The following is a 12,688-nucleotide window of genomic DNA, read 5'->3' as shown; positions in this document are numbered from 1 at the left end:
TCGCGGATTTGCCGTCGACCGGCCCAAAGGACGAGACAAGTGACAACGCTTTCGTATCAGCTTTACAGCTCCCGCAACTTTCCCCCGCTGGAAAAGACCCTCAAGATGGTGGCCCATCTGGGATATCGCCAGGTCGAAGGCTATGGGGCGCTTTATGCGTCGCTCGACAACCTTGAAGGCCTGAAAGCGGCTTTGGGCGACAATGGTCTGGCGATGCCCAGTGGGCATGTCGGGCTGGACATGGTCGAGACAGATCCCGCGCGCGTGATCGAGGTTGCACGCACTCTGGGCATGAGCCACGTTTTCGTGCCGCACCTGGCCGCGGATCAGCGGCCAACCGACGATGCGGGCTGGCGTGCGTTCGGCGCGCGTCTGGAGGAAGCTGGCAAGCCGCTCAAGGATGCGGGCCTGGCGTTCGGCTGGCACAATCACGATTTCGAGTTCTCGCGGACAGGCGGTGCGCATCCTCTGGACCTTATCCTCGAGGGCGGGCCGGAACTGGACCTAGAACTCGACGTGGCTTGGGTCGTGCGCGGTGGCCAGGACCCGCTGGTCTGGATCGAGAAATACGCGGACAGGCTGGTGGCTGCTCATGTGAAGGATATCGCCGCCGAGGGCGAGTGCGCCGACGAGGACGGCTGGGCGGACGTGGGCCATGGCACGATGGACTGGGCCGGACTGATGGCGGCGCTAAAGCGGGCGGATTGCCAGCTGTTCGTTCTGGAGCACGACAATCCCAGTGACGATGCGCGCTTTGCCAACCGCTCGATCACCTTTCTGAATTCGCTCTGAGGAGTTGGTGAACATGACCAAACATGGTGTCGGCATCATCGGTTGTGGAAACATATCGGCGGCATACCTGCGCCTTGCTCCCATGTTCCGGGACATCGAGGTTCGCGCGGTCGCGGATATCAACATTGACGCGGCAAAGGCGCGGGCTGCGGAGTTCGGCGTGCGCGCCGAAACGGTGGACGGCTTGCTGGCGGCGGACGACGTGGACATCGTCGTCAACCTGACCATTCCCGCCGCGCATTTCGAGGTTTCTGCCAGGGTGCTGGAGGCGGGCAAGCACGTCTATTCCGAAAAGCCTTTCGTGCTGTCGCTTGAGGAAGGTGCGGAATTGAAGCGGCTTGCCGGACCCAAGGGCCTTCGCATCGGTTCGGCACCGGACACGTTCCTTGGCGGCGCGCATCAGCAGGCGCGTGCGCTGGTCGATGATGGCACGGTCGGCCGCGTGACAAGCGGCACCGCCTTCGTGATGAGCCACGGCATGGAGCACTGGCACCCCAACCCCGACTTCTTTTTCCTCCCGGGTGCGGGGCCGGTACTGGATATCGGTCCGTATTATGTGACGAACCTTGTCCAGTTGCTTGGTCCCGTTTCCCGAGTGGCGGCGGTGACAGTGACGCCCAGCGAGACCCGGACCATCCTGTCCGAGCCTCGGAAGGGCGAGACCATTCCGGTGAAGACGCCGACGACGATCCACGGGTTGCTGCATTTCGCTAATGGCGCCGTGATCACCATGTGCACAAGCTGGGACGTCTGGGGTCATGGCCACAAGCCGATGGAGCTTTATGGAACCGAGGCCTCGCTGGACGTGCCCGATCCGAACTTCTTCGGGGGCGATCTGATCCTGAAGCGGGCCAATGCCGAGGCCGAAACAGTAACGCCATGGGATCATCCGTTCGGTGTTGCCAATCAGGATACGCGAGCGAATTATCGCACTGCCGGGCTTGCCGACATGGCGCAGGCCATCGGCGAGGGGCGGGCGCACCGTTGCTCTATGGAGCTGGCTCTGCATGCCGTCGAGGTAATGACTGGAATCCTCAAGTCGGGCGAAACCGGTTCCTTCGTGGAGATGACGACAACCTGCGAGCGTCCCGCGGCGCTGGATCCGGCCGCTGCTAGGGGACTTCTGGTCAGCGCATGATCCGCAACCCGATCCTGCCGGGTTTTCACCCCGATCCGTCGATCTGCCGGGTCGGGGAGACCTTCTATATCGCAACGTCCACGTTCGAGTGGTACCCGGGTGTCCGGATATACGCCTCGGAAGACATGGCGAACTGGCGCTTCGTGGCGGCGCCGCTGAACCGAGCCAAGTTGCTGGATATGCGCGGGAATCCCGACTCGTGCGGGATCTGGGCACCGTGCTTGTCCCATGACGGAGACCGGTTCTGGCTGGTCTACACGGATGTTAAGCGGTTGGATGGGGCCTACAAGGACACGCACAACTATATAACGGCCTGCGAGACGATCGACGGCACGTGGTGCGATCCCTGGTATGTAAATTCAAGCGGGTTCGATCCGTCGCTTTTCCACGACGACGATGGGCGCAAGTGGTTCGTCAACATGCGGTGGAACCATCGCGGCGAGGGGACAGGCGGCAACCCGAAGCATGCGAGTTTCGACGGTATCCTGTTGCAGGAGTGGTCGCCCGAGAAGGGTTTGCTTGGAGAGGCGATCAACATCTTCGACGGCACAGAGCGCGGGTTGACCGAGGCACCACACCTGTTTCGGAGAGGCGACTTCTATTACCTGACCACCGCAGAGGGCGGTACTGGGTACGACCATGCGGTCACGCTCGCCAGATCGCGAGAAATTACAGGGCCTTACGAGGTTCATCCGCAGAAGTTCGTGATGAGCGCGGCGGGAGCTTCGCAGCATCCTGTCCAGCGGACCGGTCACGGCCAATATGTCGAGGGACCGGATGGATCGCACTGGCACACCTACCTGATGGGCCGGCCGATTGCGGGCAAGGATGGCAAGGGCCGGTTCTGTCCCCTCGGCCGCGAAACCGGGATTGCGCGGGTTGTCTGGCAGGACGACTGGCTGTGGCTGGAGGACGGCGGGCTCCTTGCACCGCTGGATGTGCGAAGCGATGCGGCGATACCTGCAGTCGGGGCGTCGCACTACCGCTTTGACGAGGGGCTGCCCCACGATTTTCAGTGGCTTCGGACACCCGAGAGCGGGCGAATCTTCCGGATCGAGGATGGCACTTTGGTGCTGATCGGGCGTGAGAGCCTTGGAAGCTGGTTCGAGCAGGCGCTGGTGGCCCGTCGGCAGCAGCATTTCCACTATCGGGCCGAGACGACGGTGGATTTTGCGCCGGCCTCATATCAGGAGGCGGCAGGGCTGACGACCTATTATAACCGGCACAAGTACCATGCCCTTCTGGTGTCCCATGAGCTGGGGGTGGGGCGGACACTGTCGATCCAGTCCTGCCCGGGCAACTGGCCGGACTGCGCGCTGGAACATCCGCTGCAGCTGCCGGTGGAGCTTGACTACGGGCCGGTGCGCCTTGCGGTCGAAGTGGATCACGCGGTTCAGCGGTTCTACTGGGCGCAGGGCGAGATGGACTGGCGGCCCGTTGGGCCGGAGCTGAATGCCGCGGTCATCTCGGACGAGGGTGGTCGGGGCGAACACGCGTCGTTTACCGGTGCCTTCGTCGGAATGGTGGCTTATGACACCTCGGGCATGGCGCGGGAAGCGCGGTTTTCAAACTTCACATATTCACCGCAAGGTGCTGAATGAAAAGCGAAATATGTGTCTATGGCTTGGCTTCTAGAGAGGTGACCGTCGTGCTGGCCAGCGACCGGCTGGTCGAGGCGCCGAACTGGACGCCGGATGGCGCAGACCTGATCGTCAATGCCGATGGGCGGCTGTACCGGGTGCCCCTGAATCGGCCGGACATGGTCGAAATTCCGACAGGAGAGTTGAACCGTCTGAACAACGACCACGGCATTTCGCCGGATGGCCGTACCCTGGTGATTTCCGACAAGACAGAGTTCGGAGAGAGCCGGGTCTATACGCTTTCCGCGGAGGGCGGGACGCCGCAGCTCGTGACGGAGACGGGGCCGTCCTATTGGCACGGGTGGTCGCCGGACGGGAAAACGCTGGCCTATGTCGGGCGGAGGCAGGCCGGTTTCCAGGTCTACACCTGTCCTGTCGGTGGTGGGCCGGAACGGCAATTGACGGACGCATTCGACCACTGCGATGGACCGGATTATTCAAGTGATGGCAAATGGTTGTGGTTTAATGGTGAAGTGAATGGGCAGGTCGATCTCTGGCGTGTGCCGGCCACGGGTGGACCACCGGAACGGATGACGGACGATGAGCGGGTCAACTGGTTCCCGCATCCGTCTCCGAAGGGTGGCGCGGTTCTGTACCTCGCTTATCCGGCAGGGACCGAGGGGCATCCGAGAGGCCTCGAGGTGTCCTTGCGGCTTTTGGATGAAGCCGATGGATCAGTCCGGACGCTGGTGGAGTTGTTTGGCGGGCAAGGGACGATCAACGTGCCATGCTGGGCGCCTTCGGGAGACAAGTTCGCATTCGTCCGCTATGCGCGCCCCAATGGTTAATCGGGCGTTTTTGCTGAGTGCGGGTGTGCGCCTTGGCGTCGTAGAATCGCACCGTAACCTTTTGTACTGAATTGAAAATCATATGTCGGCGGAGCGTCTGCGTTACGTCGGCAAAACGTATGGCATCTCGTCGGCGCTCCGAGTGAGTGTTTCGCCCAGAATTCGGTTTTGGCCAGCGAGGAACAGCGCGGCTCCCCGGATCAGAGAGGCCGCATGCATCTTCCGCGCCGCGGCTTCGCCCGCGTCGAGGGCCGCGGAGATGTCCGATGGCGTCAGGTTGGCCACCTCGATCGTCACGAGGCGGTCGCCGAGATCGCTGTCGGGGGAGAGGCTATTCGCGGGCGCGCGCGTTATGCCCGGATGTCCGGGCAGGTCGACCGCGTTCGCGATGAGCGTCGCCGCGGCGTCGGCGGCAGCGGCGGTTGAGGCAAGCACTGTCACGCTGTCGGCGATGCCGAGCGAGTGACTGCGCCCGTGGCGGCCCGAGGTGGCGATGCCGTGGATGTCGTCTTCGGCGCGGATGTCGATCCGTCCGAGGTCGTGGGCATCGGCGGAGGCCATGGCGAGCGTGAAGTTCTGGCCGGAAGCGAGGTGAAGCGCGATATCGCCACCGTTGTTGACGGCGGCGCGCGTTAGGGTGGCGGCGCCGGTCATCGCGGCAAGGATCTCGTCGGCGACGGAACCGGCTACGGCGGCCATTGGGGTGACGAAGACATCGGTGTGCGGGCGGATGGCGCTTGCCATGCGGCGGGCTGTGGGCCCGCTGAAGGGAGTGGCGCCGAGCGGTTGCCGCAGGCGCGGGAGTTCTGCCACGAGTTCGGTCAGGATCGTCTGGAAGCGATCCGTCGCGGCGGAAAAGGCTGCCTCACGGTCGCCTTCGGCGGAAATTATCAGGTCGATTGGTCCGTGGGAGAGGTGCAGGCGGTTGCCGGAAAGCCGTTTCTCCCGAGGCGGTTGCATCAGGTTTTTCGTCCCCAGGAGAAATGCGAGGGTGCGCGGGGATCGTCCTTGCCCGTGACGCGGCGGGCGCGGTCTGTGACGACCTTGTCGGCCTCGACGATGTCTTCCATGTGTCCGCCGAGGGCCGCGTAATCCTCGCGCCGCATGGTGAATTCGATCGGCGCGACAAGGGCGGGCGTGGGGACGTAGCCGAAGGCGTTTTGCGGTGTCTCCATCACGTCGGCCATGATGGTGATGCCGCCGCCGGGCCAGACATAGGCCTCGGCCCCGCCAACGGTGACGTGGGTCAGGGCGGCGCGGACGGATTTCGTGAGGCCGACCGGGTTTTCGGTGACGCCGGCGCGCAGGCTGCCGCCTGCACCGCCCATGAAGAGGACGGAGGCGACGGAGGGTTCGCAGTTCTCGGCCACGCGCTCGGCGGAGGCCTTGAGCGCGGGCGGGATCGGCGCGGGTTGGGGCAGGAGGTTTTCGTCCAGTTCGTAGTATCCGTATTGCTCGCCCGTGGTGGAGATCATGAAGAGCTTGAGGCCCGGCCAGGCGACCTTGGGATCGAAGGGCTTGAGGATGGTCAGCGGGTCCACGATATCCGTGCCGCCCCAGCCGTTGCCGGGCTGTGCGACCTGGAAATAACGTCCCGGCGTTGAGCGGCGCCCGTGGATGCGGATACCGGTGGGCGGGATGTCGAGAAGTTTCCCGGCCTGATGCTCGGACAGGATGCCGGTGATGTGGTCGTCGACGACGACGACCTCGTCGGCATGGCCGAGCCATTGACGCGCGAACATCCCGATCGAGGCCGACCCGCAGCCGACGCGCATCAGGCGTTCTTGCTCGCCGTTGATGATCGGGGCCTGACCAGCCTGGATGGTGACCGTGGTGCCATGCTCGCCGATCTGCATCTCGACCGCCTCGCGGTTGCAGAGCTTGAGAAGCGCGTCGCAGGTGACGCGGCCTTCGGACTTTGTACCGCCGGTCAGGTGCTCGACCCCGCCGAGGGAGAGCATCTTGGAGCCGTATTCCGAGGTCATTACGTGGCCGATGGGCTCGCCCAGGACGCGGACGATGTCGCGTTCGTCTCCGATGTGGCGGTCGGTGTCGATTTTCACCTTCACGCCGCAGTAGGAGAAGATCCCCTCGGTCACGACGGTGATCATGTCGACGCCGTCGATCTGCTGGCTGACGATGAACGGAGCGGGCTTGTAATCGGGGTAGGTGGTGCCGGCGCCAACGGCGGTGATGAAGGGCTGCCCGGCATGGACGATGTCGCCGTCCCAGTCGGTGGCGTCGTCTCCAAGGAAGGGGACAAGTTTCTGGTCGGTGGTTTCGAGCACGGTCAGGGGATCAAGGCGGACCAGTTCGCCGCCGTGGTTGGCGTAGCGGTCGCAGGCCCCTGCGCGGCCATCGGCGATGTAGCAGAGGACGGGGCAGGCGTCGCAGCGGATCTTGTCTTCGGGCCTTGTGCGTTTTTCAGCCATTTTTCAGGGCCTTGATGGCGGCGAGGACGCGCGACGGCGTGGCGGGCGTCTGGGTGATGCGGACGCCGGTGGCGTGGGCGATGGCGTTCAGGATAGCAGGGGTGGTGGGGATCAGCACGTGTTCGCCAAGACCCTTGGCACCGTAGGGCCCATGCTCGTCCGGTTCCTCGACGATGATCGTCTCGATCGGGGGAATGTCACCGATCGTCGGGATCAGGTAGTCGTGCAGGTTCTCGGTGCGGCCGGGGAGATATTCCTCCATCAGCGCCATGCCGAGGCCTTGCGCGATCCCGCCCTGGACCTGACCTTCGATCATCAGGGGGTTGATGGCGCGGCCGACGTCATGGGCGGCGATGTAGGCCACGACGCGGGTTGTGCCGAGCGTGGTGTCGACCTCGACCACCGCGACATGCGCGGCGTAGCCGTATTGCGCATAGGGCGCGCCCTGGCCGTTGGCGTCGAGGGGCGCGGTGGGGGGATCGTAAGTCTCGATGGCCTCGAAGACATAGCCGTCGTCGCCGGGAAGCTGTGCGAGCGCGATGCCGTGGGTCTCTGTCTTGCCGGTGACGGTGATCCGGCCGTTTCCGAAGGCGATGGTGGCGTCTTCCTCGGCATTGACGCGCTGGAGGATCTGGCGGCGGAGAGCCTCTCCGGCCAGGCGGGCGGCGTTGCCCGTCACGAAGGTCTGGCGCGAGGCGGAGGTTTTGCCCGCGTCGGGCGTGATGTCGGTATCGGCGCCGGTCAGGGTGATCGCGTCGGTCGGGACACCGAGCGCTTCGGCGAAGACCTGAGTGATGACGGTGTTCGCACCCTGGCCGATGTCGACCGCGCCCTGGTGCAGGACGAGGGTGCCGTCAGGGCGGACGCCGGCGCGGATGGTGGAGGGGTTCGAGATCGAGGTGTTGCCGCAGCCGTACCAGCCAGCGGCGACACCGACGCCGCGCCGGACCCTGCCACCCTGGGCGTTGACGAGGGCCGCTTTCGCGCGTTCGCGCTCCCAGGCGGGGCGGAGGCTTTCAAAGCAGGCCTTGATGCCGACGCCCTGTCTGAAGGTTTGTCCGCAGACGGTTTTCACGCCGTTTTCGAGTGCGTTCGCGGTGCGGAATTCCAGCGGGTCGATGGCGAGTTTCGCGGCCAGTTCGTCGAACAGGCATTCCTGTGCGATGGCGGCCTGCGGCACGCCGAAGCCGCGAAAGGCGCCGGAGACAGGGCCGTTGGTGAAGACGCCGGTGGCCTCGGCGCGGTAGTCGGCGAAACGGTAGGGTCCGGAGGCGTGGACCGGAACGCGGGTAGCGACGGTGGGGCCCCAGCTGGAATAGGCGCCGGTGTTGAAGCGGCCGTCGAAGGCCATGCCCGAGAGCCTGCCGTCCTTCGTGGCTCCGATCCGGACCCGCATGTCGGCGGGATGTCTCTTGGTGGTCGACTGCATCGACTCGCGCCGCGAATAGGTGATGCGAACGGGCTGGCCGGTTTTCAGAGCCGCGATGGCCAGGATCGGCTGGACCGAGACGTCGAGCTTGGAGCCAAAGCCGCCACCGGCGGCCGTGGGGACGATGCGCACGCGGTCCTTGGGCCAGCCAAGGACATCTGCGACGGTTTCCTGATCCATGACAGGGGCTTGCGTGCAGGCCTGTATCTCGATCCGGTCGCCGTCGGGGCGGGCATAGCCGGCCTCGGGTTCGATATAGGCGTGCTCGACATAGGCCGTGCGATAGCGCCCTTCGACCGTGACGTCGGCGGCGGAGAGCGCGGCTTCGGCATCACCGCAGGCGACGAAACCCCGGCACATCACGTTACCTGCGCGCTCTGCATGGAGTTGCGCGGCGGCGTCGGACAGGGCGGTGTCGATATCGAGCGCGGGCTCAAGCGGGGTCCACTCGACCGGGAAGGCGTGGAGGATGGCGTCGGTCAGCATATCTCTGGGGCCGACCAGTGCGGCCACCGCCTCACCCCGGAAGCGTGCTTCACCGTCGGCGAAGACGGGTTGGTCGATGAAGCCCGGGATCGTGCCGAAGGCATTGCGGCCGGGCACATCCGCCGATGTCAGTACCGCCACGACGCCGGGGTGGGCCTGGCGGAACGCGTCGAGATCCCCGAGTACGAAACGCGCCCGGGGATGCGGCGAACGGAGAACGCGGATATCCAGTGTCTGCGGGCCAGCGACATCGTCGCCGAACACCTCGGCGCCGGTCACTTTCGGGCCGCCATCAAGGCGGCGCAGCGGCATTCCCAGCCCGGTCCCGGCCGCCGGCCGGATGGCCTCGTCCCTGGCAGCGGACGCCACCGCATCGATGATCTTGCGATATCCCGTGCATCGGCAGAGCACACCACCCAAGGCATCCCGGATCGCGGGCTCGTCGGGGCTGGAGTTTTCGCGCAGCAGCGCGCTGGCCGAAACGATCATACCCGGAATACAGATGCCGCATTGCGCCGCGCCGTGGTCGTGGAACGCGGCGGCAAGCCGGATGCCGACGGGATCACTGGCGGTGAGGCCCGTCGCGGTTTCAACCTGCCGTCCGTTGGCCTGCGCTGCCGGTGTGAGGCAGGCGCAGACGGGGGCGCCATCGAGAAGAACGGTGCAGGCGCCGCAGTCGCCTGCGTCGCAGCCGATCTTGACGTCGCGGGCCCCGGCGCGTTGCCGGAGAACTTCGGAAAGCCGCATGCCGGGCGGAACATCAAGCGTGACCGTCTGCCCGTTCAACCCGATCTGGATGGTGCTTTCTCCGGCTCGCTTATCCATTGTCGCCCCCGGAGGTCCGGATTGCACGGCGACAGAGTTCGGCCACGGCATTCTGACGATATGAGGCGGTGCCCCGCGGGTCGTCGATGGGCGCGAGGGGCGCCAGGGTGCGCGGGTCGATTTCGGGCGCTTCGGGGTCTTGCCCGACGAGACTTGCTTCCAGCGCGGCCAGCCGTTTTGCAACGGGTGAGCACGCGCCGACGGCGATGCGGGCCTCTGCGATGCGCCCGGCGGCGTCGCGCGTGACGAGCGCGGCGACCATGGCGATGGAGATGACGAGGTAACTGCGCGCGCCAAGCTTTTCGAACGCGCCGCGGGCTGCGGATGGCGGGGCAGGGATGTGAATGGCGGTCAGAACCTCGTCGGCGGCGCGGGCCGTGGTGCGGGGGCCTTCGAGGAAGTCGGGCAAGGGAAGTCGCCTCTGGCCGTGATGCGAGGTGAGTTCGACCTCGGCTTCAAGGGTCAGGAGTGGCGGCACGCCGTCGGCCGCAGGAGAGGCGTTGCACAGATTTCCGGCGATCGTACCGGCGTTCTGGATCTGAATGCCTCCCACCTGTCCTGCCGCACGGCGCAGCCCGTCGAAAGCCGGTGGCATATCGGCCTTCCGGATATCGCTCCAGCGTGTGAGCGCCCCTATTCTCAGGCCCGTGTCTGTCTTGGCGATTCCCCGAAGTTCGCCGATCGCCGAGATATCGATCACGCAAGCTGGCAGGTCGCGGCCTGCGAGCGAGGGATAAACATCGGTTCCCCCGGCCAGGATGGTGGCTCGCTTGCCGCCCAACAGGCCAAGCGCCTCGTTCAGTGTTCTGGGATTGAAGTACTCCATGGTCCGCCGGGTTGCCCTTTCCGGCACAAGTTAGCGGCAGCATCGGTGCGGGTGTCAATGCGGATCCCCGTTCATCGCCCCGGTCGGACCGGCGATTTTCGGTGCGACCGCAGGGCGATTGGAACGAAAGCCGCCGAGTGCCACCCTGATCCGGGTCAGAAGAAACTCACGTCTCCGGAACTGGCAGCATTTACGGCAACGGGCTGATGGCTCGTGAACAGCCTTTCTCGCAAAGATACCAGCCTGAGCGTGTTCGCGAGATGGTCGATGTCCGTGACACCTTCTTTCAACGCAAGGGCAAGCGCGGGCAGAAGCCGCGAGAGGTCCTCGTTGACCTGCGTCATCCGATCAAGCTGCTGGTAGGTGTCCAGCCGGGAAAGATCCAAGTCTTCCATCGGCAGGGAGATCGATAGCGCGTCCTGCAGGGACAGTGATTCCGCATGGCACTCCTTCATCAGGTTCCCAACGGCCTCGAGAACCTCGGCCAGGGTTGTCGCGGGCTGGTGCGCGGCTGTAGCGCCCGCCTGGGGAAGGACCTCACGCGTCACAGGCGGCCCACGATCGACTCGATTGCCGATTTCAGGTCCGCCGGCTGGAATGGCTTAGCGATATAATTGTTCATTCCCAGTTGCTTGCCCTTGTTTATGATTGCCGGATCGGCGCGGCCCGTGATCAGCAGGAAACCGACTTTCTGGGTCTGTGGCGAATTGCGGAGATAGTGCAGAAGATGAAGCCCATCCATTTCGGGCATGTTGTAATCCGAGATGACAAGGTGGACCGGTGCCCGGGCGATGGCCGCGATCGCCGCTTTCCCGTCCGATGCCGTCGCAACATTCGCGATACCGATGGAATCAAGCGCTTGGGTGATTAATCCGCGGCTGGTTGCCATGTCGTCGACGACCATCACCCTCAGTTTCTCGCGTAGCGACATTTATTGCATTTCCTTGCCTTGGGAAGCCGAGCCACAGGCCCAGGCCTCATGACTTGCGGTAGATGGTGACGCCGGCGCTGGTGAAACCCGAGCCTTCCAGCGGATGAATTCGTTCCGAGTGGCCGAGAAACAGAAAGCCGCCGGGTACGAGGGCGTCATGAAAGCGCGGCCAGAGCCGGCGTTGGTGGTCTTCATCGAAATAGATCAGGACGTTTCTGCAGAAAATCGCCTCGAATTGCCCGCGCATCGGCCATGCGGAGTGAAGGTTCAGTTCCCGGAAGCGGACAAGGCGCCTGAGCGTGTCGTTCGCGGAGTAAGACGTCTTGTCCGGTGCCGGGGTGAAATGGGTTCTGAGGTCTCTCTCCGGTATGCCCGAAACTTCGGCTTGAGTGTATCGCCCCTCGGCGGCGCGTTGCAGGATGACCGGGTCGATGTCGGATGCCAGGATCAGAAGGTCGCGGCTTGCGGCGTCGGGCATTGCGCGAAGGCATTCCATAGCTATGGAATACGGTTCCTGTCCGCTCGAACATCCGGCCGACCAGATGCGGGCGGGTGCCGTGCGATTTCCCAGCTTTGCCGCGATGCGCGGCCAGACGGTTTGCGAAAAATGATCGAAATGGTGACGCTCTCGAAAGAAACTCGAGACATTCGTCGTCAGTACAGAGACCAGTTCGCGCCGTTCCTCGCGGTTCTCGGGCAGCGAAACCAGGGCAATATATTCAGCGAATTCGCCGATCCCGAGCGCGCGAAGGCGGCGGGACAGCCGGGACTGGACAAGCGCCTTCTTCGTTTGGGGGATCGCCAGACCGGCTTCATCAAGAGCGATGCGCGTTATCAGCCGAAAATCGTGATCGGACAATGCGCTTCCGGCCAATTCTAGGTTGTCGCCGACCATGGGATCGAGCCTTTCGGTCACAAAGAGATCTCGCTGTTCGAAGGCAGCACTTGCGCAAGATCCAGGATACGGACCATTCGATCATCCAGGATTGTCAGCGCCTTTACAAAACGTGCGCCCTGGCTGGTCGCGAGATCTGGCGGCGGATGCAGCTGTTCCTGCGAAAGCGTGAGGATGTCGGAGACGGCATCAACCCTCAGACCCATGGTGCGCGACTCGACATCGACCACGATGATCACGTTGCGGTCTTCCGGATCGGTCGCCGGAAGCCCGAGGCGGACCGCCAGGTCAATTACCGGCAGAACGGCGCCGCGCAGGTTGATGACGCCACGCACGTAGTCCGGTGAATGGGGAAGCGATGTGGTGCGTGTCCATCCCCGGATTTCCCGAACCGACATGATGTCGACCGAGTATTCGTTCTCACCGAGGCCGAAGCTCAGGTACTCCGTTTCTCCGGGAGCTGCATTCGCGGTTTGCGAGAGGTCGAGTCTGAGAGGTTCCGTCAT

Annotated in this window: 12 protein-coding genes; 4 read left to right on the top strand and 8 right to left on the bottom strand. The window is 64.2% G+C overall.

The features are described 5' to 3' along the window. The first annotated feature begins 39 nt into the window (after window positions 1–39). Genes ACKLNI_RS13750 through ACKLNI_RS13735 form a run of 4 tightly spaced genes read left to right on the top strand, consistent with a single transcriptional unit; the run spans window position 40 to window position 4,358 of the window. A complete protein-coding gene (locus ACKLNI_RS13750) occupies window positions 40–792 on the top strand; it encodes a sugar phosphate isomerase/epimerase family protein (protein WP_413719649.1) in 753 nt (250 codons plus the stop codon). Between the two features lie 13 nt (window positions 793–805). Next, the gene (locus tag ACKLNI_RS13745) at window positions 806–1,930 is read left to right on the top strand and encodes a Gfo/Idh/MocA family protein (protein WP_413719648.1); all 1,125 of its coding nucleotides are present in this window, start codon (window positions 806–808) and stop codon (window positions 1,928–1,930) included. Continuing rightward, window positions 1,927–3,531: a glycoside hydrolase family 43 protein gene (locus ACKLNI_RS13740; RefSeq protein ID WP_413719647.1), complete on the top strand. Its 1,605-nt coding sequence runs from the start codon at window positions 1,927–1,929 to the stop codon at window positions 3,529–3,531. Before ACKLNI_RS13745 ends, ACKLNI_RS13740 begins: the two co-directional genes overlap by 4 nt. Continuing rightward, window positions 3,528–4,358: a TolB family protein gene (locus ACKLNI_RS13735; RefSeq protein WP_413719646.1), complete on the top strand. Its 831-nt coding sequence runs from the start codon at window positions 3,528–3,530 to the stop codon at window positions 4,356–4,358. The genes ACKLNI_RS13740 and ACKLNI_RS13735 overlap by 4 nt, the downstream gene beginning before the upstream one ends. 102 nt (window positions 4,359–4,460) lie before the next feature. Here the strand turns inward: ACKLNI_RS13735 and ACKLNI_RS13730 are convergent, their stop codons facing one another. From ACKLNI_RS13730 to ACKLNI_RS13695, 8 genes are all read right to left on the bottom strand, one after another. Continuing rightward, the gene (locus tag ACKLNI_RS13730) at window positions 4,461–5,318 is read right to left on the bottom strand and encodes a UPF0280 family protein (protein ID WP_413719645.1); all 858 of its coding nucleotides are present in this window, start codon (window positions 5,316–5,318) and stop codon (window positions 4,461–4,463) included. Beyond that, window positions 5,318–6,790 (bottom strand): 6-hydroxynicotinate reductase, encoded by a 1,473-nt coding sequence (locus ACKLNI_RS13725; protein WP_413719644.1) that lies wholly within the window; start codon window positions 6,788–6,790, stop codon window positions 5,318–5,320. The genes ACKLNI_RS13730 and ACKLNI_RS13725 overlap by 1 nt, the downstream gene beginning before the upstream one ends. Next, entirely contained in the window at window positions 6,783–9,530 is a 2,748-nt protein-coding gene (locus tag ACKLNI_RS13720; protein WP_413719643.1) for a molybdopterin-dependent oxidoreductase, read from the bottom strand. The genes ACKLNI_RS13725 and ACKLNI_RS13720 overlap by 8 nt, the downstream gene beginning before the upstream one ends. Next, entirely contained in the window at window positions 9,523–10,356 is an 834-nt protein-coding gene (locus ACKLNI_RS13715; protein WP_413719642.1) for an FAD binding domain-containing protein, read from the bottom strand. Before ACKLNI_RS13715 ends, ACKLNI_RS13720 begins: the two co-directional genes overlap by 8 nt. Before the next feature lie 155 nt (window positions 10,357–10,511). After that, a complete protein-coding gene (locus ACKLNI_RS13710; RefSeq protein WP_413719641.1) occupies window positions 10,512–10,904 on the bottom strand; it encodes a hypothetical protein in 393 nt (130 codons plus the stop codon). Further along, complete coding sequence (locus ACKLNI_RS13705) at window positions 10,901–11,287, bottom strand: response regulator (protein WP_413719640.1); 387 nt, start codon at window positions 11,285–11,287, stop codon at window positions 10,901–10,903. The genes ACKLNI_RS13710 and ACKLNI_RS13705 overlap by 4 nt, the downstream gene beginning before the upstream one ends. A 46-nt stretch (window positions 11,288–11,333) precedes the next feature. Next, window positions 11,334–12,203 (bottom strand): CheR family methyltransferase, encoded by an 870-nt coding sequence (locus tag ACKLNI_RS13700; protein ID WP_413719639.1) that lies wholly within the window; start codon window positions 12,201–12,203, stop codon window positions 11,334–11,336. After that, window positions 12,200–12,688 carry a chemotaxis protein CheW gene (locus ACKLNI_RS13695; RefSeq protein ID WP_413719638.1) on the bottom strand — a complete coding sequence of 163 codons (489 nt, stop codon included), beginning with the start codon at window positions 12,686–12,688 and terminating at the stop codon, window positions 12,200–12,202. The genes ACKLNI_RS13700 and ACKLNI_RS13695 overlap by 4 nt, the downstream gene beginning before the upstream one ends.

The organism is Silicimonas lutimaris (assembly GCF_047314965.1).
Classification (GTDB): domain Bacteria; phylum Pseudomonadota; class Alphaproteobacteria; order Rhodobacterales; family Rhodobacteraceae; genus JAVJUV01.
Note: the sequence above shows the minus strand (reverse complement) of the source record. Positions and strands in the feature narration are given on the sequence as shown.